The sequence below is a fragment of the Streptomyces sp. NPDC051322 genome, from assembly GCF_040689485.1.
Lineage (GTDB): Bacteria > Actinomycetota > Actinomycetes > Streptomycetales > Streptomycetaceae > Streptomyces.
The window spans coordinates 244,309-267,482 of record NZ_JBFBAK010000006.1; the positions used below are offsets into that span (position 1 = coordinate 244,309).

General features: G+C 71.0%; 18 protein-coding genes. 14 read left to right on the forward strand and 4 right to left on the reverse strand.

The features are described 5' to 3' along the window. Window positions 1-52 precede the first annotated feature (52 nt). The 3 genes from AB0436_RS16485 to nudC all read left to right on the forward strand — a co-directional run bounded on the left by AB0436_RS16485 (window position 53) and on the right by nudC (window position 5,776). The gene (locus tag AB0436_RS16485) at window positions 53-3,316 is read left to right on the forward strand and encodes an ATP-dependent DNA helicase (RefSeq protein WP_366468555.1); all 3,264 of its coding nucleotides are present in this window, start codon (window positions 53-55) and stop codon (window positions 3,314-3,316) included. A gap of 10 nt (window positions 3,317-3,326) precedes the next feature. Continuing rightward, complete coding sequence (locus AB0436_RS16490) at window positions 3,327-4,730, forward strand: dipeptidase (RefSeq protein WP_366468556.1); 1,404 nt, start codon at window positions 3,327-3,329, stop codon at window positions 4,728-4,730. Window positions 4,731-4,870: 140 nt separating this feature from the next. Beyond that, window positions 4,871-5,776: an NAD(+) diphosphatase gene (gene nudC, locus AB0436_RS16495; RefSeq protein ID WP_366468733.1), complete on the forward strand. Its 906-nt coding sequence runs from the start codon at window positions 4,871-4,873 to the stop codon at window positions 5,774-5,776. 43 nt (window positions 5,777-5,819) lie between these two features. On the opposite strand, the gene AB0436_RS16500 is transcribed toward nudC, so the two are convergent. Then, a complete protein-coding gene (locus AB0436_RS16500) occupies window positions 5,820-6,158 on the reverse strand; it encodes a trypco2 family protein (RefSeq protein WP_366468557.1) in 339 nt (112 codons plus the stop codon). A 106-nt stretch (window positions 6,159-6,264) separates the two neighbouring features. Between AB0436_RS16500 and AB0436_RS16505 the strand changes: the two genes are divergently transcribed. Genes AB0436_RS16505 through AB0436_RS16525 form a run of 5 tightly spaced genes read left to right on the forward strand, consistent with a single transcriptional unit; the run spans window position 6,265 to window position 14,009 of the window. Continuing rightward, window positions 6,265-7,938, forward strand: coding sequence for a serine protease (locus AB0436_RS16505; RefSeq protein WP_366468558.1), 1,674 nt, complete (start codon window positions 6,265-6,267; stop codon window positions 7,936-7,938). Further along, window positions 7,935-10,214, forward strand: coding sequence for a tetratricopeptide repeat protein (locus AB0436_RS16510; RefSeq protein WP_366468559.1), 2,280 nt, complete (start codon window positions 7,935-7,937; stop codon window positions 10,212-10,214). Before AB0436_RS16505 ends, AB0436_RS16510 begins: the two co-directional genes overlap by 4 nt. Further along, window positions 10,148-11,542, forward strand: coding sequence for a vWA domain-containing protein (locus tag AB0436_RS16515; RefSeq protein ID WP_366468560.1), 1,395 nt, complete (start codon window positions 10,148-10,150; stop codon window positions 11,540-11,542). Before AB0436_RS16510 ends, AB0436_RS16515 begins: the two co-directional genes overlap by 67 nt. After that, complete coding sequence (locus tag AB0436_RS16520; RefSeq protein WP_366468561.1) at window positions 11,539-12,741, forward strand: hypothetical protein; 1,203 nt, start codon at window positions 11,539-11,541, stop codon at window positions 12,739-12,741. The genes AB0436_RS16515 and AB0436_RS16520 overlap by 4 nt, the downstream gene beginning before the upstream one ends. Continuing rightward, window positions 12,738-14,009, forward strand: a complete 1,272-nt coding sequence (locus tag AB0436_RS16525) for an extracellular solute-binding protein (RefSeq protein ID WP_366468562.1) — start codon at window positions 12,738-12,740, stop codon at window positions 14,007-14,009. The genes AB0436_RS16520 and AB0436_RS16525 overlap by 4 nt, the downstream gene beginning before the upstream one ends. Before the next feature lie 35 nt (window positions 14,010-14,044). On the opposite strand, the gene AB0436_RS16530 is transcribed toward AB0436_RS16525, so the two are convergent. Continuing rightward, on the reverse strand, window positions 14,045-14,299 hold the full coding sequence (locus AB0436_RS16530) for a glutaredoxin domain-containing protein (RefSeq protein ID WP_366468563.1): 255 nt from the start codon (window positions 14,297-14,299) through the stop codon (window positions 14,045-14,047). Window positions 14,300-14,446: 147 nt separating this feature from the next. On the opposite strand from AB0436_RS16530, the gene AB0436_RS16535 reads away from it, so the two are divergent. The 4 genes from AB0436_RS16535 to AB0436_RS16550 all read left to right on the forward strand — a co-directional run bounded on the left by AB0436_RS16535 (window position 14,447) and on the right by AB0436_RS16550 (window position 17,954). After that, window positions 14,447-16,648 carry an ATP-dependent DNA helicase UvrD2 gene (locus tag AB0436_RS16535; protein ID WP_366468564.1) on the forward strand — a complete coding sequence of 734 codons (2,202 nt, stop codon included), beginning with the start codon at window positions 14,447-14,449 and terminating at the stop codon, window positions 16,646-16,648. Between the two features lie 183 nt (window positions 16,649-16,831). Beyond that, window positions 16,832-17,128 (forward strand): hypothetical protein, encoded by a 297-nt coding sequence (locus AB0436_RS16540; RefSeq protein WP_366468565.1) that lies wholly within the window; start codon window positions 16,832-16,834, stop codon window positions 17,126-17,128. A 131-nt stretch (window positions 17,129-17,259) separates the two neighbouring features. Beyond that, window positions 17,260-17,628: a WhiB family transcriptional regulator gene (locus AB0436_RS16545; RefSeq protein WP_366468566.1), complete on the forward strand. Its 369-nt coding sequence runs from the start codon at window positions 17,260-17,262 to the stop codon at window positions 17,626-17,628. After that, window positions 17,625-17,954 carry a hypothetical protein gene (locus AB0436_RS16550; protein WP_366468567.1) on the forward strand — a complete coding sequence of 110 codons (330 nt, stop codon included), beginning with the start codon at window positions 17,625-17,627 and terminating at the stop codon, window positions 17,952-17,954. Before AB0436_RS16545 ends, AB0436_RS16550 begins: the two co-directional genes overlap by 4 nt. Window positions 17,955-18,065: 111 nt before the next feature. On the opposite strand, the gene AB0436_RS16555 is transcribed toward AB0436_RS16550, so the two are convergent. Beyond that, entirely contained in the window at window positions 18,066-19,451 is a 1,386-nt protein-coding gene (locus AB0436_RS16555; RefSeq protein WP_366468568.1) for an AarF/ABC1/UbiB kinase family protein, read from the reverse strand. A 41-nt stretch (window positions 19,452-19,492) separates the two neighbouring features. Further along, entirely contained in the window at window positions 19,493-20,656 is a 1,164-nt protein-coding gene (locus tag AB0436_RS16560; RefSeq protein ID WP_366468569.1) for a ThiF family adenylyltransferase, read from the reverse strand. Between the two features lie 196 nt (window positions 20,657-20,852). On the opposite strand from AB0436_RS16560, the gene AB0436_RS16565 reads away from it, so the two are divergent. Both AB0436_RS16565 and AB0436_RS16570 read left to right on the forward strand, forming a co-directional pair. Further along, complete coding sequence (locus AB0436_RS16565) at window positions 20,853-21,449, forward strand: M48 family metallopeptidase (protein WP_366468570.1); 597 nt, start codon at window positions 20,853-20,855, stop codon at window positions 21,447-21,449. A gap of 119 nt (window positions 21,450-21,568) precedes the next feature. Further along, a complete protein-coding gene (locus tag AB0436_RS16570) occupies window positions 21,569-23,173 on the forward strand; it encodes a TerD family protein (RefSeq protein ID WP_366468571.1) in 1,605 nt (534 codons plus the stop codon). Window position 23,174: the final 1 nt, after the last annotated feature.

Below are 23,174 nucleotides of genomic sequence, written 5' to 3' on the forward strand. Positions count from 1 at the left end.
CGCGCGATCGGTCATTCGGTCGATGTCGGAGGGCGCCGTTAGCCTCTGCGATGTGACCCCGCGCCTCACCGACCCCGAGCAGCTCAAGGAGCTCCTCGGCATCCCCTTCACCCCGGAGCAGACGGCCTGCATCACCGCGCCGCCCGCCCCGCAGGTCATCGTGGCCGGAGCCGGGTCGGGGAAAACGACGGTGATGGCCGCGCGGGTGGTGTGGCTGGTGGGCACCGGACAGGTCGCGCCCGAGCAGGTGCTGGGGCTGACCTTCACCAACAAGGCAGCCGGCGAGCTCGCTGAGCGGGTCCGCAAGGCGCTGGTCCGCGCCGGCGTGACCGACCCGGACGTCATGGATCCGGAGAACCCTCCCGGTGAGCCCCGTATCTCCACCTACCACGCCTTCGCCGGGCAGCTGCTCACCGACCACGGGCTGCGGATAGGCCTCGAACCGAGTGCCCGGCTGCTCGCCGACGCCACCCGCTACCAGCTGGCCGCACGCGTGCTCAAGGAGGCGCCCGGCCCCTACCCGGCGCTGACCCGATCGTTCTCCTCGCTGGTCAGCGACCTGCTGGCGCTCGACGGCGAACTGGCCGAACACCTCGTGCCGCCGGGCCGACTGCGCGCCCACGACACCGCACTGCTGCACACCCTGGAGGGCGCCAGGCTGTCCAACGCCGATCTGCGCAAGGTCCCGGAGGCGGCCGCAGCCCGCCGAGAACTGCTCGACCTGGTGGACCGTTACCGGGCGGCCAAGCGGAGCCGTGACCTGCTCGACTTCGGCGACCAGATCGCCCTCTCCGCCGAGCTGGCGCTGACCAGGCCCGAGGTCGGTACCATCCTGCGCGACGAGTTCCGGGTGGTGCTGCTCGACGAGTACCAGGACACCTCGGTGGCGCAGCGGCTGTTGCTCTCCGGGCTCTTCGGCGGCGGCACCGGGCATCCGGTCACCGCGGTCGGCGACCCCTGCCAGGCCATCTACGGCTGGCGCGGTGCTTCCGTCGCCAACCTGGACGACTTCCCCGAGCACTTCCCCCACACGGACGGCCGCCCGGCCGCCCGGTTCTCGCTCAGCGAGAACCGCCGCAGCGGCGGCCGCCTGCTCGGCCTGGCCAATGGCCTCGCCGCTCCGCTGCGGGCGATGCACGCCGGGGTCGAGGCGCTGCGGCCCGCGCCGGGCGCCGAGCGGGACGGCATGGTGCGGTGCGCCCTGCTCCGTACCCATCAGGAGGAGATCGGCTGGCTGGCCGACTCGATCGCCCACCTGGTGCGTACCGGCAAGGAACCGGCCGAGATCGCGGTGCTCTGCCGTACCGCGGGCGACTTCGCGGAGATCCAGGGCGCGCTGGTGGAGCGGGACGTGCCGGTCGAGGTGGTCGGACTCTCCGGGCTGCTGCACCTGCCCGAGGTCGCCGACCTGGTGGCGGTCTGCGAGGTGCTCCAGGACCCGGGGGCGAACGCCTCGCTGGTCCGGCTGCTGACCGGCCCGCGCTGGCGGATCGGCCCACGTGACCTGGCGCTGCTCGGACGCCGGGCCCGGCTGCTCGTACGGCACGACAGGGCCGGGGACGAGGACCCCGACCGGCGGCTGGCCGAGGCCGTCGAAGGGGTCGACCCGGCCGAAGTGGTCTCGCTCGCCGATGCGCTCGACACCTTCCTGGACAATGGCGGGGAGGACGACGGCCTGCCGTTCTCCGCCGATGCCCGGGTCCGCTTCGCGCGCCTCGCCGCCGAGCTGCGCGAACTGCGGCGGTCGCTGGCCGATCCTCTGATGGACGTGCTGCACCGGGTGCTGGCCACCACCGGCCTGGAGGTCGAGCTTTCCGCCTCACCGCACGCCCTGGCCGCCCGGCGCCACGAGACGCTGTCCGGCTTCCTGGACACCGCGGCCGGCTTCGCCTCCCTCGACGGCGAGGCAAGCCTACTGGCCTTTCTGGGCTTCCTGCGGACCGCCGCCCAGTACGAGAAGGGCCTGGACCAGGCGCTGCCCGGCGGCGAGAACACCGTGAAGGTGCTCACCGCGCACAAGTCCAAGGGCCTGGAATGGGATGTGGTCGCGGTCCCCGGGCTGGTGGCCAAGCAGTTCCCCGGCGAGCAGTCCCGCGATGCGTGGACGGCTCAGCCGAAGGTGCTGCCGCATGCCTTGCGCGGGGACGCGGCGACCCTGCCGGACGTCGCTGATTGGGACGCGAAGGGCCTGGCGGCTTTCAAGGCGGCGATGAAGTCCCACCAGCACACCGAGGAGCTCCGCCTCGGCTACGTCACCTTCACCCGCCCCCGCTCCCTGCTGCTCGGCTCCGGCCACTGGTGGGGCCCGAGCCAGAAACGGCCGCGCGGCCCCTCCGAGTTCCTGCTCGCGCTGAACGAGCACTGCGCGCAGGGCTTCGGCGAGACGGAGGCCTGGGCCGACCCGCCGGAACCGGACGAGGAGAACCCCGCGCTGCGCCAGGACGCGGCGGACCTCGCATGGCCGCTCCCGCTGGACGAGGCGGCGCTGGCGCGCCGACGGGCCGCGGCGCAGACCGTGCTTTCCGAGCTCGACGCGTTCGCTGTCGTGCCGGAACCGACCGCTGCCACCGTGCCGCACGCCCGTGCCGCGCCCGACGCCCTGACCCCCGAGGACGCGCGGACCATCGCTTCCTGGGACCGCGACCTGGGCGCCCTGACCGCCGAACTCATGCGCGCCCAGCAGACCGTCCGGGACGTCCCCGTGCCCCCCACGCTCACCGCCACCCAGCTGCTGCGTCTCGCCGAGGACCCCGACGGGTTCGCGCGAGAACTGGCCCGGCCCATGCCGCGCCCGCCGCAGCCGGCCGCCCGCCGCGGCACCCGGTTCCACGCCTGGGTGGAGTCCCGCTTCGAGGAGCTGCCGCTGCCCATGCTCGGCCCCGACGAGCTCCCCGGTGGGGACGACGACGAACCGGAGATCGCCGACGAACGCGATCTGGCCGGGCTCAAGGAGGCCTTCGAGCGCACCCCGTACGCCCGCCGCACCCCCTACCGCATCGAGGCGCCGTTCACGCTCACCCTGGCGGGCCGGCTGATCCGCGGCCGGATGGACGCGGTGTACCGGACCTCGCGGCACACCTACGAGATCGTCGACTGGAAGACCCATCACGCCCACACCGCGGATCCACTCCAGCTCGCCGTCTACCGCCTGGCCTGGGCCGAGCAGCAGGGGATCCCGCTCACCGACGTCGATGCCGTGTTCCTCTACGTACGCACCGGCGAAGTGATCCGCCCCACCCGGCTACCGGGCCGCGCGGAGCTGGAGCGCATCCTGCTGGGTGAACCTCCGGACCGGCCACCGGCACCGGCCGGTTAGGCTCGACGGCATGAGCGACACCCCGGACAGCGCTGTCCGTACGTACATAAAGCAGCACCGCGAGCCCTTTCTGGACGATCTGGCCGACTGGCTGCGCATTCCCTCCGTGTCCGCGCAGCCGGACCACGACGCGGACGTACGCCGCAGCGCCGACTGGCTGGCCGCCAAACTCAAGGAGACCGGCTTCCCGGTCACCGAGATCATCGATACGCCCGGCGCGCCCGCGGTCTTCGCCGAATGGCCGTCCGGCGAGGACGACGCCCCGACCGTGCTGGTCTACGGCCACCACGACGTGCAGCCCGCAGCGGTCGCCGACGGCTGGCACACCGACCCCTTCGAGCCGGTCGTCGAGGACGGCCGGATGTACGGAAGGGGCGCGGCCGACGACAAGGGCCAGGTGTTCTTCCACACACTCGGGGTCCGCGCCCACCTTGCGGCCACCGGCCGCACCGCCCCTGCCGTGAACCTCAAGCTGATCATCGAGGGCGAGGAGGAGTCCGGTTCTCCGCACTTCCGCACCCTGGTGGAGGAGCACGCCGAGCGACTGGCCGCCGACACCGTGATCGTCTCGGACACCGGGATGTGGTCCGAGACGACGCCCACCGTGTGCACCGGTATGCGCGGTCTCGCCGAGTGCGAGATCACCTTCCACGGCCCCGGTCAGGACATCCACTCCGGCTCCTTCGGCGGTGCCGTCCCCAACCCGGCCACCGAAATCGCCCGACTGGTCAGCGCGCTGCACGATGCCGACGGGCGCGTCACCATCCCCGGCTTCTACGACGGTGTCGCCGAGCTCACCGCGGAGGAACGAGCCCTCTTCTCCGAGCTGCCCTTCGACGAGGCCGAGTGGCTGGACACCGCGAAGTCCCGGGCCGCAGCGGGAGAGCGGGGCCACACCACCCTGGAGCGGATCTGGGCCCGTCCGACCGCCGAGGTCAACGGCATCGGCGGCGGCTATCAGGGCCCCGGCGGCAAGACGATCATCCCGACCTCCGCCCTGGTGAAGCTGTCCTTCCGGCTGGTCGCCGGACAGCACCCGGTCCGGATCGAGCAGCTGGTCACCGAGTGGGTGGCCGCTCGGGTGCCCGCCGGGATCCGTCACGAGATCTCCTTCAGCGCCGGCACCCGGCCGTGTCTGACGCCGCTGGACCACCCGGCGCTCCAGTCGGTCGTACGGGCCATGGGCCGGGCGTTCGGCGAGAAGATCCGCTTCACCAGAGAGGGCGGATCCGGCCCCGCCGCCGACCTCCAGGACGTGCTGGACGCACCGGTCCTCTTCCTGGGGATCTCCGTACCGTCCGACGGCTGGCACGCGCCCGACGAGAAGGTCGAGCTCGACCTGCTGTTCAAGGGCGTGGAGACCACAGCGCATCTGTGGGGCGAACTCGCCGCTGCCGCACGCCAGGCCGCCTGAACCGAACCACCAGTCACGAGGGGGAGTTGGAAGCACCTGTGAGCAACTTCAGCAGCGCCACCGGAAACCGTGCCACCGGAAGCGGCGCCACCGGAGCCGGTACCGCAGGGGCTCATGCCCCCGGCGATCCGCGCCGGCCGATCGGTCTGACGGATCCGAGCGGTATCGACCGCGCCGCCCACCACCGCCTCGACGAGGCGTGGCTCGCGGCCGCCTGGAGCCACCCGACGACCCGCGTCTTCGTGGTTTCCGGAGCGCAGGCGCTGATCGACGAGACCCCGGACGGCCGCACCGAACTCGTCATGACGCCGAGCTTCGAGGCGCCGCTCACCGAGGAGCACCGCTACTTCCTGGGCACCGACCAGGACGGGGTGCGCTACTTCGCGCTCCAGAAGGACAGCCTCCCCGGCCGGATGGACCAGTCGGCGCGCCCGGCCGGGCTGCGCGAGGCGGGGTTGTTGCTGCCGCCCCGCGACGCGGGCCTGCTGGTGCACGCGGTCGCGCTGGAGAACTGGCAGCGGCTGCACCGCTTCTGCTCCCGCTGCGGCGAACGTACGGTCATCGCGGCCGCGGGCCACATCCGCCGCTGCCAGGCCTGCGGGGCCGAGCACTACCCACGGACCGACCCGGCGGTGATCATGCTGGTCACCGACGAGCACGACCGGGCGCTGCTGGGCCGGCAGGTGCACTGGCCGGAAGGCAGGTTCTCCACCCTGGCGGGCTTCGTGGAGCCCGGCGAGTCCATAGAGCAGTCGGTGGCGCGCGAGGTGCTGGAGGAGGCGGGGGTCACGGTCGGCGCCGTCCAGTACGTCGCCAGCCAGCCGTGGCCCTTCCCGTCCAGCCTGATGCTCGGCTTCATGGCGCGTGCCACCACATCGGAGATCCAGGTGGACGGCGAGGAGATCAGCGAGGCGCGCTGGTTCTCGCGCGACGACCTGCGGACCGCGATCGAGTCCGGCGAGGTGCTGCCCCCGGCGGGCATCTCGATCGCGGCCCGGCTGGTGGAACTCTGGTACGGAAAGCCGCTGCCGAAGCCGCTGGACTGACCCGGAACGTCCGGCCCGGGACTGCCGGGCCGGTCCGGGGCCGTCAACCGGCCGGCGACTCCGCCGGGGTTTCTTCCCGGCCCACCGGAATCCACCCCGGCGCGTGTTCGGCGTTCTGGATCTCCAGCTCGATCTGGATGCGGTGGGTGTTCTCCCGGGTCGCCGAACCGCCGCCCTCCGCGGTGACCACCCCCAGCCGGAGCTTCCCGTTGGCATCGAGCTTCCGGCCCACCTGCACGGTGATCTCCAGGCCGACCTTCCGCACTCCGAGTCGCAGATTGCTCGTTCCGACGCGCCGCTGCGCCTCCTCCAGTTCGGCCCGCACCTCGCTGATCAGATCCGCCAGACCGATCCCCGAGGTCTCATTCGTCCCGTTCCCCATGCGTCTCCCTTGGACCGACCGGCCTGTGCAGCTCGGGCCCCATTGTCTCCCGCAGCGCCTACTCTGGGGAAGTATGGAGGGGGTAGCGGATCACTTCAACAATGCTGTGGATCAACAGAGTTGGCGCCTTCGGCTGCGCGAGGCGCCAGCGGGCGGAACACCGGGAAGGCTGCTCGGCGCCGGGGTGCTGCTCGGTACGGACCTGGTGCTGACCTGCGCCCATGTGATCCCGGGGCCGAAGTCCACGGTGCGGGTCGAATTCCCGTTGCTGACCGGCCCGTCGAAGGGCCAATGGCGCACCGCGACCGTCATCGAAGGCCACTGGGTGGAGCGCCACGGCAACGACGTGGGAGATCTCGCGCTGCTGCGGCTCACCGCATCGGCCCCGGTGAAATCCACCGTGGTGCTCGACCGCGACCCGGCTCCGTACGACACCCGCGTGGCGATCGACGGATTTCCCCGGGGCCGCTCGGGCGGCCTCTGGGTGGACGCGGTCCTCAAGGGGCCCGGCGGCCACGGCGACGACTGGGTGCAGATCAACCCGGTCGACTTCCACGAGCAGGACCCGCGGGGATTCAGCGGGGCCGGTGTCACGGAGACGGGGAGCGACCGGCTGCTCGGCATCATGGTCGCCGTCTACGACACCCAGCCCGACTTCTTCCACTTCTACATGATCCCCGCTGCGACCATCGCCGGCCATCTCCCGCTGGTGGCCGGCCACCTCAGCGGCCTCACGGTCATCCCCGACGACCTGCTGATCGCGCCCGACGGCGCGCGCACCGGCAGGCCGCTGGGCGTCCAGCGCACGGTGACCCGCTGGCTGCACGGCGAACCCGGCACCTGGGACATCGAGACGGTCTTCGTCCGCGAGGACGACCGGGAGGCTGCGATCGCTCTGCGTACCACGCTCAATCTGGCCGACCGGGAGCGCTCGCCGGGCCTCTCCACCGCCGAGACCCGGCAGTCCGACGACGGGACGGTGCCCAGGCCCGGCTCCATCAGCCTCGCGGTGGCCGCGGCCGGGATGAACGCCGAACAGCTGGCGCAGGCCCTGAACCCGCAGTCGCCACGGCACCTCGCCTCGGTCGCGGTGGTGGCACCCGACCTGGCCGAGGCCGCCCCCGGCCGGGTCGGCGAACTGCTGCGCGCTCTCCACGGCCGGGGCACCCGGCTGTTACTCGTCCTGCACGGCCCGCAGCCCGCGCTCACCGGCGAGCTGCTGCCGTCCGACCGGGCCCTGCGATGGCTGACCCGGCTCGGTGAGCGGGCCGACCGCCTCTCGGAGACCGAACGCAGCGTCCGGGAGCTGCACCGGCGGCTGGCCCCCCGGGTCACACCGCTGCCCGCACCGCCGTCCCCGCGCGGCGCCGACGCCCAGCTGTGGACGGTGCAACTGGCCGCCGAACACGGGCGGGGCGGGGACATCATGGAGAAGCTGTCGCACGCCGAGCAGTCCGTGGAGGAGGCACTGCTCCGGGCCGGACGGATCGAGCGCACGCTGCAGGCCGCGCTGGACACCATGCTGCGACTGCGCGGCCTGCTCGGAGTCGCGCAGGCCCGGCTGGGCGACCACGCGCAGGACGAACATCCCGACGCGGTGCGCGACTACACGGCGGCGCAACGGCTCCTCACCGGAGGACCCAGCGACCTCGGTCAGGCCGATCAGGCGGTGCGGACCTTCGTGCGGACCGTGCACCGGATCCTCGACGCCGAGCGGCCACCGGGTGCGACGGGCCCGGCCGACATCGACCGGACGGAAGGAAGGGCCGCGGACCGATGACCTCCTGCCCGCATCCCGACTGCGGTAGCCCGGTCACCCCCGGAGGCTTCTGCCAGCGCACCGGGAAACGCGTCGACCGCGCCACCGGCCGGCACACGGACTCACCCGGCACCGGACCGTCCCGGCCCGTGGTGAGCGGGGTCCCCACGGCCGCCCAGGTACTGCCGCCGCCGCAGGAGAAGGACGACGACCCGCTTGCACTCCCCGAAGTACGCCCGGTGGCGCGCCTCGCGCAGCCCTCCGACGCGGCAGGCCTGCGGGGACTCGGCCTGGGCTCCGACCGTACGCTCGCCGGCCAGTACCAGGTGATCAGAAAGGTCGGCTACGGCGGAATGGGCGAGGTGTATCTCGCGGAGGACACCCGCCTCGAGAACCGACCGGTGGCCATCAAGATCCTGCACCAGCGCGACGGCCACACGATGAGCAGCGAGGGCCGGGAGCTGATCAGGCTCCGGGAGAAGACGATGACCAGCGAACGTCAGGAGCTGGTCGGCCTCAACCACCCCGACATCATCCGGGTGTTCAACTACGGACGGCACGAACCCGCCGGTGAGTTCCTGGTGCTCGAGTACGCCGACGGGCTCACCCTGGAGGAGGTCAGGGCCCGGGTCGTGCAGGACCCGGGTGCGTTCGGCGGTGCGCGCTTCCACGAGTTCGTACTGGCCTACGGCATCCGCATCCTGAACGCCCTCAGCTATCTCCACCACCAGAAGGGCAAGGTCTACGGCGACCTCAAACCGCACAACGTCATGCACTGCGGTACCGAGATAAAGATCGTCGACGTGGGGAGCGTCCGCCGGGAACGCGCCGAGGGCCCGACCACCGACGACTACCGCGCCCCAGGCGTCGGTATGCGCGGCGAGACCCGTTTCCAGGACGACCTGTACAGCCTCGGAGTGACGCTGCGCGAACTGAGCGCCGCGGCCCCGCGTGCCAAGGGTCTCGGCCCGGAATCGCTGCGCCGGGCCCTGCAGCGGGCCACCCACGTGGACCGCAGAGCCCGCTTCGCCACCGCCGAGGAAATGGCGCTGCAGTTGCGCGGGGTGCTGCGTGAACTGCGCTCCCTGCGGACCGAGCAGGAATCCTTCGAGCCGTCACCGCTCTTCGTCCAGTCGGCCCACGCCCTCGACGGCACCATCGGCTCGCCGCCGCCCCTGAACGGCTGGGCGAGCGGCGCTTACGCCCCGACCTCGCCGGGCCTGGTGCCGCCCTCGCCCAGCGAGGTGGCGTGCGGTCTCCCGGTACCGAGGAGCGACCCCTACGATCTGAACGCGCCCCGACTGGACCGCCTCACCGAGGACGACGCGACGGCGCTGCTCCAGCGGATCGGCGGGTGGGACTCCTCGGCCGAACTCCATCTGCTGCGCTGCCGCCTCCATATGGCACGCGCGGTCAACGACCTCGAACCCCGGTCGATCCGGCGGGCGTACGCGGAGGTGAGCCGGGCCCGGCGCTCCATCGACTCGCGCTGGGCGCCGTACGACTGGCGGATCGACTGGCACCTGGGACTGCTCGCCCTGGCACGCGGCGACCTGACCGGCGCCCGCCACCGTTTCGACGGCATCTACCAGGCCATCCCGGGTGAGTACGCGCCCAAACTCGTCCTCGGGTACTGCGCGGAAAAGGCAGGGGAGTGGCCGCAGGCGCTGGAGTTCTACGACGCGGTGCGCCGGCGCAACCACTCCCTCGGCGGCGCCGCCTTCGGTTACGCACGGGTGCGGCTGGGTTCCGTCAGGGCCGAGGGACTGGCCGACGCACTGGCCGCGCTGGAACTCGTACCGGCGCATTCACGCCATCTGACCGCGGCCAGGACCGCCATCGTCCGCATCAAGGCCGCCCGGGCGCGCAACCCGCTGGACCCCGACGACGAGGCGCTCAAGGACGCCCTGCACCGACTGGGCCCGCTCTTCCACGAGCACGGCCTCACCGATCCGCGGGCCCGGCGCCGACTGGAGGCGGAGCTCTGGGAGACGGTGCTGGAACGCGTGCCGTTCCGCAGCCTCGGTGAACTCACCGCCGGCCTCGACGAGCGGCTCACCGCTCCCCGGGACCGCAAGGAACTGGAGGAGACTCTTTCGCTGCTCTACCGCGGCCTCGCGGAGCAGGCCAGACGCTCCGACCTCCCGGACAGCAACGAGATCGCGGACGCGCTCATCGACCGGGCCAACAAGGTCCGCCCGCTGGGCTTCCGCCACGACAGGAGACGCCCATGGCTGGGGAAGACGTACCGGCAGCGGCTGCGGGACGGGCCGAACTCACGGCCCTCCTCGAAGTGAGTCAGATCGCCGAGCTCCCGGTACCCGACGCGGGGACCGCGGCCCGGATGTACGCGGTGGTCACGGTGACCGTCCAGCGCGCCGCCGGACGCGTCGGCAGCCCGCCCGCCGATGCGGGCGATCCGCCGCAGCACGCCGTGGTGTTCCTCATCGACCACTCCTCCTCGATGGTGAACCCGCCCGCCCGGATGGCCGCCGCCAGGAACGCGGCTGCCGCGGCCGTGCACGCCCTGCCCGACGGCACCCGGTTCGCGGTCGTCGCGGGCCGCGACCGGGCATCCGCCGTCTACCCGGTGCCGTCCCAGGCGGAGCCCGGATCGGGAGTCCTGGCGGTCGCCGACGACACCACCCGGCGTGGCGCCGAGGAAGCCCTGCGCGCCTGCCACCCCGGTGGTGGCACCGCGATCGGCAGCTGGCTGGCGTACGCCCGGAAGCTCTTCGCGCGACTGCCCGGCGACGGCGCGGGCTTCGTATGCCATGCCCTGCTGCTCACCGACGGCAGGAACGAGCCGGGTTACGAAACACCCGAGGAGCTGGCCGGTCATCTCGCCGACTGCGCCGATGAGTTCACCTGCGACGCGGTCGGTATCGGCGACGGCTGGGCCACTGAGGAACTGCTGCTGATCACCGGCCGGCTGCACGGCACCGCGCACGCCGTCGAGCGACTCGACCTGCTCACCGAGGAGTTACGCACGCTGACCCGCGAGGCCGCCGACCGCACGCTGACCGGACTGCGGCTGCGCCTCTACGGGCGTGCGGGCGTCGAACTGACCTCCATCGGCCAGGTGTATCCGACCCGGCAGGACCTGCGGACGGTGGCGGAGAGTCCCTACGTACGGGACTACGCCACGGCGCCCTGGGGCGAGGAGACCCGTTCGTATCTGCTGTCGCTGAGCGTCACCCACGACGACGAGCCACCGGGCTCGGAACAGATGCTCACCGAAGTGGAACTGGCCCGTGACGAGACCGCCCGCCCCACGGTCGCGCTGCCGCCGTCGGAGGCCGTACTGGTCCGCTGGTCGGGCGACCACGGGCTCTACAGCCGGATGCACCCCACCGTCGGCCACTATCTGCATCAGGAGGAACTGGTCAGAGTCTTCGAGGAGGGCTGCGCGGCCCTGCGTACCCAGGACCCCGAAGCCGCCCGCCGGGCCTTCGGAGAGGCCTGGCGGCTCGCCTGCCAGGTCGGCGACGAGGCCATGAAGGAACATCTGGCGAAACTGATCAGGCCCGGCGACGAGGGTGAGGCCGAACTCCTGGACCGCATCCGGCCGTTCGACATCGAGGCGGCCAGGATCCGCACCAGCCGAACGGTGTGGCACCGGTGAACAGCCCCGCCCGGTCCGTCGGCCCCGACACCACCGGCGGCACCGACAGCGACATCGGCAAGGACTTCGGCAAGGGCATCGGACCGGTCGTCGCGCAGGCTATCGGCGAGTGGCTGAAAGACGCGGGTGGCGTGCTCCGACGGTATCTCTGTCTGGCGCCGGTGAGCGAAGGGCGGACCGCGGACTTTCTCCGCGACCGGCTGGTCGTGCTGCCGCTGCTCACCGTGATCGCCTTCGGCGCGCTGTCGATGTCCTACGGAGGGGTGCACGGCGACTCCGCGCACGTCAGCGAAGAGAGCGCCCCCGCCCTGGTGGACCTGACCCGTGCCGAAGTCTCGCTGGCGCAGGCGCAGAAGGAGGCCGAATCGGCGCTCAGCGGCCCCTCGCTGGTCGGCCTCGACCAGAACTACCGGGGCCTGATCACCAGAGCCACCCAGAACCTCAACAAGGTCGCCCAGACCGGCGCGTTGAACGCAGCCCAGCGCCAGAGCCTGCAAGTCGTGTCCGGCCTGGTCATCGACTACAACGACTACGTCGGCCGGGCCGACCGCAGCAGGGCCGACTCCACGCTGAGCAGCGCCTACCTGCTGTACGCGCTGAGCATGCTCTGCGAGACCACCGGCAGCACCCCGCAGACCGCACGGTGTACCGAATCGACCGCCCGCGGCTACGAAGCGACCACCATCCAGGACCGGATCGGCTCGCTGGAACGCAGCCTGCGCGCAGATCTGGCGGACGAGGCGGGCTGGGGAACCGGACCGATGATCCTCGCCGCCGTGGCCGGCGTCGCATGCGTGCTGCTCGCCGTCGGTCTGCTCCGCACGCTCAACTTCCTGCGGATCAGATTCCGGCTGCTGAGCCTTCCGCTGGCGGGCGCCGTACTGCCGTTGCTGGTACTGCCGGTGCTGGTCCTCGGGACGGTACAGACCCACCAGGGGCAGACAGCCGTACGACAGACCGTCGAGGGAGCACTGGCCAGGGTGGATCCGGCGAGCGTCACCCCGGCGGTGCCGGACCCCATCGACACCCTGCAGCGGTCGATCGACGGTTCCATGCACCGCGCGCACAGCGAGCGGTGGGCCGCGGTGACGGGCTTCATCCTGCCGGTCGGGCTGCTGAGCGCGACGGCCACCGGCTGGGCGCTGCTCGCCTACCGGCGCGACTACGTCCGGGTACCGGGCCGGGAGGAGTTCCATTGAGCCGAGACCTCCGCCCGTGGTGCTCCCGGGCCGGACTGCGCTCGCTGCTGTCCGCGACACTGCTGGTGCTCGCCGCCCTGAGCGGCGGCTGCGCGAGCCACGGCAAACAGACGGTGGTGGTACTCGGCCCGTGGATGGGGGACGAGGCGGCCGCCTTCACCAAGACCCTCGACCTGCTCGACGACGGCACCCCGTACATCTACACCTACCAGGGCACCCGTTCGCTGCGGGAGACGCTGGTCGCACAGCTGGAGGCGGGTGCGCCGCCGGACGTGGCCATCCTCAACAGCCAGGGCGAGCTGTCCGAGTACGCGCACCAGGGCGTGCTGACGCCGCTGACCGGGGAGCTGGGCAGCAAGGCCTACCCGCCGTGGGCACCGGAGCTGGTCGTCAACGGAAGCAGACACACCTACTGGGTGCCGCTGAAGGTGGACCTCAAAAGCCTGGTGTGGAGCAAACGTTCGCAGCCCGTCACGCCGCACACCTGGTGCCTGGGCATGAGCTCACAGGCCACCACGGGCTGGCCCGGCACCGACTGGATCGAGGACATCCTCCTGCACCGCTCGGGGTGGCAGGTGTACGAGCAGTGGGCCAACGGCGAGCTCTCCTGGACCAGCGACGCGATGAAGGACGCCTGGCGCACCTGGGCCGCACTGATCGAAGGGCAGGACGGGCGGAGCGCGCTGGACACCCCGTACGAGGGCAAGGGCGGCACCGGACTGCTCGACACCGGCACCTGCACCCAGGAGCACGAGGGGTCGTTCATCCGCTACCTCTACGGTCCCGACACCGACTTCGAGCCGTCCGTCGACGCCGTCCCCCAGTTGCGCAGGAACCAGGACGCCTACGAGGTGTCGGCCGACATGGCCGCGGTGTTCCGTGACAGCCCGGCGGCGCTGCAACTGCTCAACCGGCTCTCCGGGACCAAGGGCCGTACCACCTGGATGAACCAGGCCAAGCAGATGCTGAAGCCGAACTTCCCCAGCGCGGCGGACCCGCAGCCCCAGGACCGGGTGGGCAAGCGGGTCGCCACCGCTCTGACCGGGGGCACCGGCAGTGCGCCGACCCGGCTGCTCTGCTTCGACGCGTCCGACACCATGCCGCCCACCCTGCGGGACGCGTTCCAGCATGCCGTCCTGCAGTTCCTGAGCGCGCCCCACCGCGGCCTGGCGGACGCGCCCCTGGGACAGCTGGAAGCCGAGCGCAAGCGGCTCTCGAGGGCGGACTGGCTGCCCGCCACGAGCGTCTGCGGCAGCCCGGCCGGGTAAGAGGGGTGGCCGGGACGGGCCGGGGGGTAGCCGGGTCAGGCTGCCAGCGCCTGCTTCACCTGTGCCAGCGAGGGGTTCGTCATGACCGACTCGGCGCCCGATGAGCCGACGACCAGCAGGGTGGGCACGGTCTGGTTGCCGCCGTTCGCCTTCTCGACGAATGCCGCGGAGTCGGGGTCGTGCTCGATGTTGATCTCGCTGTACGCGATGCCCTCTCGGTCCATCTGGCCCTTCAGCCGACGGCAGTAGCCGCACCACGTGGTGCTGTACATCGTCACAGTGCCCGGCATGTCTCTCGCGCTCCTCTGCTGCTTCGCTGCTTCTTCCGATGGGGGAACGCAGGCGGCCCGGCCGCCATTCCCGTATTCGTACGACTGCGAGGGGTGCCCTGTGGACAACCGTCCCGTGCGTCTCCTGCGACCTGGCAGCATGGCGGGGTGACAGCAGCAACGCACTCCTCCCTCTTCCCGCAGGTCCCCGAATCGGCCGACGCGGTGCTCGACGGGCTCGACCCCGAGCAGCGCGAGGTCGCCACCGCCCTGCACGGCCCGGTCTGCGTGCTGGCCGGAGCCGGTACGGGCAAGACCCGAGCGATCACCCACCGCATCGCCTACGGCGTGCGTGCGGGGATCCTGCAGCCTGCCACGGTGCTCGCCGTCACCTTCACCAACCGGGCCGCGGGCGAGATGCGCGGGCGGCTGCGGATGCTCGGCGCCGGCGGTGTCCAGGCGCGGACCTTCCACTCGGCCGCGCTGCGTCAGCTGCAGTTCTTCTGGCCGAAGGCGGTCGGGGGCACGGTACCCCGGCTGCTCGAGCGCAAGGTCCAGCTGGTCGCCGAGGCGGCGGCGCGCTGCGGTGTCCGGCTCGACCGCACCGAGCTGCGGGATGTGACGGGCGAGATCGAATGGTCCAAGGTCACCCGGACGGTGCCCGCGGACTATCCGGCCGCGATCGCCGGATCGGTCCGTGAGGCGCCGCGCAATCCCGCCGAGATCTCGCAGATCTACGCGATGTACGAGCAGCTCAAGAACGACCGTGGAGTGATCGACTTCGAGGATGTGCTGCTGCTCACCGTGGGCATCCTCCAGGACCGCCCTGACATCGCCGAGCAGGTCCGCAGCCAGTACCAGCACTTCGTGGTGGACGAATACCAGGATGTGAGCCCGCTCCAGCAGCGGCTGCTGGACCTCTGGCTCGGCGACCGGAACGATCTCTGTGTCGTCGGCGACGCCAGCCAGACGATTTACTCCTTCACCGGGGCGACCCCGGAACACCTGCTGAACTTCCGGGTCCGCCATCCCGAGGCGACCCTGGTGAAGCTGGTCCGCGACTACCGGTCGACCCCCCAGGTCGTCCACCTGGCGAACGGTCTGCTCGGTCAGGCGAGCGGCCGCGCCGCCGAGCACCGTCTGGAGCTGGTCTCGCAGCGCGACCCCGGCCCCGATCCCGCATACACCGAGTACCAGGACGAGCCGACCGAGGCGGAGGGCACCGCCCGCCGTATCCGCGATCTGATCGCCGCCGGGGTACCCGCTTCGGAGATCGCCGTGCTGTTCCGCATCAACGCCCAGTCGGAGGTCTACGAACAGGCACTGGCCGATGCCGGGGTGCCCTGCCAACTGCGCGGCGCCGAGCGGTTCTTCGAGCGCCCCGAAGTGCGGGAGGCGGGCGTCGCGCTGCGTGGGGCCGCGCGGGCCGGCGGCAACGACCCGCTGCTCGACGACGCCGTGGACCTGCCGTCCCAGGTGCGGGCGGTGCTCGGCACCAAGGGCTGGCGTGCCGAACCGCCCGCGGGTTCCGGAGCGGTCCGCGACCGGTGGGAGTCACTGGCGGCGCTGGTGCGTCTCGCGGAGGACTTCGCGCGGGCCAGGGCGGGGGCGACCCTCTCGGATCTCGTCGCCGAGCTGGACCAGCGTGCGGCGGCGCAGCATGCCCCGACCATCGAGGGCGTCACCCTGGCCTCGCTGCACGCGGCGAAGGGCCTGGAGTGGGACGCGGTGTTCCTGGTGGGGCTGACCGAGGGCATGATGCCGATCACCTACGCCAAAACCGATGAGCAGGTCGAGGAGGAACGGCGGCTGCTTTATGTGGGCGTCACCCGGGCGCGGCTGCACCTGACACTCTCCTGGGCGCTGTCCCGGTCACCCGGCGGCCGGGCCTCCCGCCGGCCGAGTCGCTTCCTGAACGGCCTGCGACCTGGCTCTACGGCGCTGGGAAGCCTGCGCGGCAGTGCGGGGGGCGGCGCCGGCGGTCGTGGTGGCACCGGCGGCATCGAGCGCGGCAGCACGAGCCGTCGCAGGCAGCGCGGGCCGGTGCGGTGCCGGGTGTGCGGCAAGACGCTGACCGACGCCGGTGAGATGAAGCTGATGCGCTGTGAGGACTGTCCCTCGGACATGGACGAGCGACTGTACGAGCGGCTCCTCGAGTGGCGTGCGGTCCAGGCCGGGAAGATCGGGCAGCCCGCGTTTTGCGTGTTCACCGACAAGACGCTGATGGCCATCGCCGAGGCCGTGCCGTCCACCGAGAGCGAGCTCACCGGCATCGCCGGCGTCGGCGCCCGGAAGATTGCCCGGTTCGGAGCTGATGTCCTGACGATGTGTGCAGGTCAGGAGCTTGTCGCTGCGGACGGCGAAGACTGACCGAAACTCGTTGAAAAAATAGTTTGCGCGCGCCCCGGGAACCCCCTTAGGTTCTTAACCACGGGAACAGCGACTTCTCTGAAGCCCTGATTCTGTGCTGTAATTCATCCGAATACGTATGGGACGAGGCCCTCGGGCCGACCGTCCCCGAGACGCCGAGAGGAGGCGAGACCAGTGGCAACCATGACGAAGTTCACCAAAATGACCGACCGCTCGGTCGTCGCCACCTGCCTGCTCGGCGCCTCGCTCCGCGGGACCGGACTGTCCGGCATCTCTGCCGTCAGCTCTGCCTCCTTTGCGAGCCTTCCCGTCCGGGATCGCAATGAGCGACCGACCGAGGCACCGGCAGCAGCAGTAGCGATCGCGGCGCCCGAGGGCTATGCGCTCGCGGCGACCGGTGCCGGACTCGGCAAGCAGGAAACGCAGCATCACACGATGTGGGCCTTCCGTGGGCTCGAACCCTGGAGTGATCCAGTCTGATACAGCATCAGGCAGGCGCCTTCAGGGCCGCGGAACCCCACCCGGGATCCGCGGCCCTTTTGTTTGTACTGGGCCACCAGACGACCTCCGGTCAAACAGACCGGAACAACCAGACGAGGAATGAAATCACCGTGCAAACCGAAGCACACGCCCCGTCCGTACCGCCCTCGCAGACGCTCCCGCCCCCTGATGCCCCGGAGGACCCCACCGTGTTCCCGCTCACCGCGCTGACCGTGCTCGATGACGCCATCGAGAACCTCGAGGTGCCCGTGCCTTGCCGGGCCTACGACCCGGAGGTCTTCTTCGCCGAGACCCCCGCCGACGTCGAGTACGCCAAGTCCCTCTGCCGTACCTGCCCGCTCGTCGAGGCCTGCCTCGCCGGCGCCAAGGAGCGGCGCGAGCCGTGGGGCGTCTGGGGTGGCGAGCTCTTCGTCCAGGGCGTCGTCGTGGCCCGCAAGCGGCCGCGTGGCCGTCCGCGCAAGAACCCGGTCGCGGCATGAAACTCAACGGCCTCGGAACGATTGACCGCCCCCACACGCACGATCCCCAGAAGCAGGACCCGATGACCTTTTCCACCAGTGAGCCGTCCGGCTCCGCAACCCCAGTCGTCACCACCATCGGCGCGACCGCGTCGCATCAGAACAGGACCCTTGAGATGCAACTCATCCCAGAAGCCATGGCTCGTGCTCATATGCACGAGCGCCGCCGGGAAGCCGACATGGAGCGCCGGGCCCTGCACCTGCTGGCCGCCCGTCGGATGCAGCGCCGCGCCGAGCGCGCCTCGCTGCGAGCCCGTCGTGCGCTGGCCATGGCCGTCATGCAGTAAGCACCGCAAAGAGCGGTGAAGAAGAGTCAGGGGCCGGTCGCCATCGCGACCGGCCCCTTCGCGCTGGTTGCCACTGCTTGCCGGGGCTTGGGCTGCGCTTCGCGGAAGGATTCAGACGCGCGCCTCGGCGGACGGAAGCTCCTCTTCCTCCTCCTCGGCTTCCAGAGCGTCCGCCAGCAGGAACCCCGGCATCCACCTCTCGAGTTCGTCGCGCAGCCGAACCGTGGCACCCAGCTGGCACAGCACCCCGATCGTGCTCAGCGTCACCCGGTGTATCAGAAGATAAGAGGGCGGCAGATTGAGCTGTTTGCCCAACTGGTGGGCCGGGGAGCGGAGATCGGCGATCCGGGCCGCCTGGGCGCGCATCCAGCCCCGGGTGAAGGTGAACTCATCGACCTGCACCGGCTCGATGATCGGCAGCAGATACTCCAGCACCGACTCCGGGTCGAGATCGATGGTCTCCTTGACGAACCCTTCCTCGCAGAGCAGTTCGTAGACGGCCTCGGCTTCCCCTTCGATGGTCATCCGCAGTGACCTGCCGATCGTGCCGGGCAGCCCACCGGGCAGTCGGTCGACGGTCCCGAAGTCCAGCACGCCCAGCCGCCAGTCCTCGCCGTCAGCCGTGGGCAACAGGCGGAAATTGCCGGGGTGCGGATCCGCGTGCAGCAGACCGGTCCTGGCGGGCCCGGAGAAGAGGAATCGGGCAAGCAGCTGCCCTGCCCGGTCCCGCTCTGCGACCGTGCCCCCCGAAATCACATCGGCCAGCGGGATCCCGTCGATCCACTCGGTCACGAGCACTTGGTCGCTCTGATGCACCACATCGGGGACCACCACGTCGGGGTCGTCCGCGAACTCCGCCGCATGTGCCTGCTGGGCCTGGGCCTCCAGCTCATAGTCCAGCTCTTCCGACACCCGGTCGCGCAGCTCGGTGATGAGCGGCTTGATGTCCATGCCGGGGATCAGGGGCCCCAGCAGCCGCGCGAAGCGGCTGAGTTGGGTGAGGTCCGACAGCAGCGCCTCACCGGCGCCCGGGTACTGCACCTTCACCGCGACGTTTCGCCCGTCGTGCCACACGGCCCGGTGCACCTGGCCGATGGAGGCGGCGGCGGACGGCTTGTCGTCGAACTCGTCGAACAGCTCCCGCCACTCCGTGCCCAGCTGTTCTGCCAGTACGGCGTGGACCGTGCTCACCGGCATGGGTGGAGCGGATTCCTGCAGCTTGGTGAGCGCGGCTCGGTAGGGGCCTGCGACCTCTTCGGGCAGTGCCGACTCGAAGACCGAGAGGGCCTGTCCGAATTTCATGGCCCCGCCTTTCAGCTCGCCCAGCACTCGGAAGAGCTGCTCCGCGGTGCGCTGCTGCAGCTCGCGCGCCACGATCTCCGCCGATTTACCGCCGATCCGCTTGCCGATGCCCCAGGTGGCACGTCCGGCGAAGCCCAGTGGGAGCGCGGCCAGCTTGGCCGTGCGGGTGACCGCTTTCCGGGGAAGATCAGACATGCGCCCCTCCAAATCCCAGACTGCCGTGGAGCGTACGGCGGTTACCCGGCCATTGTGTCGTGCGGAGACCCGGCCTCCGAGAGGCACTCCCCTTCAGTGTGCCCGCCCGCACCGCAGGAGCAGTCGCGATGGGGGCCGATCCGGATCGAACGCCAGTCGAGCAGCGGCAGTGATGCCTCCCATCGAGTGCCCGTGGAGGCAGGCAGGTCTCCGTCGATGAACGTCAAGGCGTGCGCGGTGGCCAGCCCCGCCACGGTGGTGGCCAGCGCGAGATCACAGGCCGGTGTGGCGCCGCGCCGCCCCGAGCGCCACTGTGCGAGCATCCTGGGCCACCCCGGATCGCGCTCCGCCCGGCCCAGGGCCAGGCACTGAGAACACGCCGTCCCGCCCGGCAGCACCAGCGGCCCGACCACACCGGTGCTTTCGACGACCCCCGTATAGAGGTGCGGGATACCGGCGGCGATCCAGTCCGCGGCGCGGGACGGATCCGGAACATAGGCCTCGAACCCGTCCCGCGGTGCGACGACGATCAGGGAAATCCCGGCCTCGCCGTCCGTACCGCTCGAGGCCGCCCCGCCGACCCCACCGGCTCCGCGTGTCCGGGGCGGTGGGGCCGGCGCGGACCGCCGCACCAGCCGGCGGGCCGCGGTGTCCCGGCGCTCGCCTGCCGACTCCGCGGGGAATCCGCCGGGCGCCAGGTCCCACGACTCGACGCAGCCGCCGTCCAGCACTTCGACGTGCCCGACTCCACCCGCGGAGAGCAGCGCCGCGACCATGGCACCGACCCGGCCCGCGCCCCGCACCTGAACCCGTATGGCGCGCCGGGCAGCGAGCTTCGCCGTACCGTCGCCCGGCTCGGGATGGACGAGGGAGAGCGAGGCAAGGTCCGGGCGCAGCCGGTCGACGACGGAGGCCCGTTTCCGCAATGCCTCGGCCGCCGGCCCGCCGGCCGAGGCGTCGTCGATGAGTCCCGCGGCGGACAGGCGGCCCACCAACTCGTCCGCCTGTCCCTCGGGCAGATGGAGCGCGCGGGCCTCCTGACGCAGCAGTTCCAGTCCGCGGGTCCCGTCGAGCAGATCGAGCAGGCAACCGGTCGCCGTGTCGATGGGGCCGAGCACGATCGCCCGGTCCGGGGTGACCCCGAATTGCACGGACTGCCTGTCCCGCCATGCGCGCCGCAGCGCGGGCTTCACCATCGGATGCATCACTGTCCCCGTTCGCTTCGGGCGAGTCCTTGTCGCGCTCGCCTGTTGTCAGAATGGCGGGAGATCACAAACGGTGCGGAAAGTTGTCCACAGGGGTGGTGTATTAGTACTTCAAATGGTGCACACCGTGGAATGGATCAAGCTCCCGCAGTCCGGGGGCGGGACTTCCCGTACTGACAGCGGGTAACGTCGAAGCGTGTCCGTCGACCCTCTGCACACCGCCGGAAATCCACCGCGCCGCGCCAGGAGCCAGCCGCCCCGCGGCTCGTCGACGAGCGCGGTCGAGGTGCGCAGAAGTGCCCGGCGCAGCAGGACGGTCTCCGCGTACCGGGAGGGCGACCGCACCATCGTGCTGATTCCGGCGCGCATGTCGGAAGCCGAGGAGCAGCGCTGGGTCACCGTGATGCTCGACAAGCTCGCTGCCCAGGAGAGCAAACGCGTCCTCGGTGATGCGGAGCTGACAGAGCGCGCCGATCGGCTGTCCGCCCAGTATTTCGAGGGCCGGGCCCGCGCCGACTCGGTGCGGTGGGTGACCAACCAGAACACCAGGTGGGGCTCCTGCACCCCCGCCGAGGGCAGCATCCGGCTCTCGCACCGCCTGCAGGGCATGCCGGAATACGTGCTCGATTATGTGCTCCTGCACGAACTGGCCCATCTGCTCGTGCCGGGCCACGGCCCGCGCTTCTGGCAGCTCCTCGAGGCATATCCGCGCACCGAGCGGGCCCGGGGTTATCTCGAAGGTGTGGTGGCGGCCGTGCGGCTCCCGCATCTGCCTGCCGCGCGCGGAGAGTGACGCTGAGTGATTCTGTACCGTCTGCGTACCGGGTGTGTACCGCGTCGGCCGGATGTCGGTGTTTGCCGTTAGCCTGGCTCGACGTAATCGCATTTCGGGATGGGGGACGGTCGTTTCGTATGGCCAGGGAATTCCAACGCGGCCACAAGGCCAAGATCAGTGACCTCACAGCGGGCACCGATCTGTACGTGGGTGTGCAGATCGCCGGCGCCGGACTGACCTTCGACATCAGCTGTTTCGGGCTCGACGCCGACGAACAGCTTTCGGACGACCGATACTTCATCTTCTTCAACCAGCCGAAGTCTCCGGAGGAGTCGGTTCAGCTTCTCGGTGCGCAGGCCGGTGACACCGAGTCGTTCCGGGTGACACTCGACCGTATCCCCGCGAGCATCCACAAGCTCTCCTTCACCGCGACGATCGACGGCGCGGGCCAGATGTCGCAGATCGGCCCCGGCTACATCCGCATTGTCGCGGGCGGCGAAGAGGTCGTCCGCTATGCCTTCACGGGCTCGGAGTTCAGCACCGAGCGCGCCGTCATGCTGGGCGATTTCTACCTCAAGGACGTCTGGCGCTTCGCCGCGATCGGCCAGGGTTTCGACGGCGGGCTCGACGCGCTGTTGAAGAACTTCGGCGGCGAGGTGGCCGAGGAGGAGCCCGCCCCGCACCCGCACGGTGCACCGCCCGCTTTCGGGGTGCCCGCCTCCGGCGCTCCCGCCGCGCCCCCCGCTCCGGCCCCCTCGTTCGGTGCTCCGGCCGCGCCGCCCCCGGCCGCGCAACCGGCCCCCTCGTTCAGTGGCCCCGTCGGCCCCCCGCAGGCGCCCGCCCCCGCGCCGCCCCCGGTGCACGCGGCGCCCACCATCGCCGCGCCGATGCCGATGCCGGGTGGGACGGTGCCGCCGCCCGCTCCCGCTCCCTACGGACAGCCGCCGCAGCAGCCGCAGTTCGGGCAGGTGCCGGGCCAGGCTCAGCCGCCGGGAGCCCCGGCCCCCTATGGACAGCCGTCCCAGCAGCCGCAGTTCGGACAGGCCGCTCCGTACGGTCAGCAGCCGACCCAGGCTGCGGGCCCCGGCCTGCAGGCGGCCTTCGAGAAGTATCGCGAGACCGCCACCGGGCAGCGGTGGACTCCGCAGAACAAATACCTCATGCGGGCCGATCTCACCGTCAGCGGTAATCCGGTGCTCGCCCGCCAGGGCAGCATGGTGATGTACCAGGGCAAGGTCGACTTCAGCTACAAGGGCGCCGGCTTCGCGGGGCGGATCGTGGGAAACGCAACCGGCCAGGAAATGCAGCTGATGCGCTGCACCGGCCGGGGGCAGGTCTTCTTCGCCGAGGACAGCTCCCATCTGCACCCCATCGAACTCCAGGGCGACGGCATCTGCGTCTCGGCGGAGAACGTGCTGGCCTTCGACGAGACCCTGCAGTACGAGGTGCGCAGGATCGAGGGCCATGGCATCCCCGGTGGCGCGCTGTTCACGATGCTTTTCCAGGGCACCGGCACCATCGTGGTGAAGACGCACGGCACCCCGGTGGTTCTGCCGGTCACACCGACGACCTTCGCCGACTGCAACGCGGTCGTCGCCTGGTCGTCCGCCTCCCAGGTGATCGTCTCCAGCCAGGTACGGCTGCGACGCAACGCCTACCCGGGCGACACCGGCGAGAGCGTCAACCTCCAGTTCCGGGGCGCTCCCGGGAACTTCATCATCGTCCAGCCGTACGAGGTCTGAG

Coding starts and splice junctions, on each gene's coding strand:
- AB0436_RS16490 (WP_366468556.1), top strand. CDS start 3,327: ATGAGCGACACCCCGGACAGCGCTGTCCGTACGTACATAAAGCAGCAC.
- AB0436_RS16500 (WP_366468557.1), bottom strand. CDS start 6,158: ATGGGGAACGGGACGAATGAGACCTCGGGGATCGGTCTGGCGGATCTG.
- AB0436_RS16510 (WP_366468559.1), top strand. CDS start 7,935: ATGACCTCCTGCCCGCATCCCGACTGCGGTAGCCCGGTCACCCCCGGA.
- AB0436_RS16515 (WP_366468560.1), top strand. CDS start 10,148: ATGGCTGGGGAAGACGTACCGGCAGCGGCTGCGGGACGGGCCGAACTC.
- AB0436_RS16530 (WP_366468563.1), bottom strand. CDS start 14,299: ATGCCGGGCACTGTGACGATGTACAGCACCACGTGGTGCGGCTACTGC.
- AB0436_RS16540 (WP_366468565.1), top strand. CDS start 16,832: ATGACGAAGTTCACCAAAATGACCGACCGCTCGGTCGTCGCCACCTGC.
- AB0436_RS16550 (WP_366468567.1), top strand. CDS start 17,625: ATGAAACTCAACGGCCTCGGAACGATTGACCGCCCCCACACGCACGAT.
- AB0436_RS16555 (WP_366468568.1), bottom strand. CDS start 19,451: ATGTCTGATCTTCCCCGGAAAGCGGTCACCCGCACGGCCAAGCTGGCC.
- AB0436_RS16560 (WP_366468569.1), bottom strand. CDS start 20,656: ATGCATCCGATGGTGAAGCCCGCGCTGCGGCGCGCATGGCGGGACAGG.
- AB0436_RS16570 (WP_366468571.1), top strand. CDS start 21,569: ATGGCCAGGGAATTCCAACGCGGCCACAAGGCCAAGATCAGTGACCTC.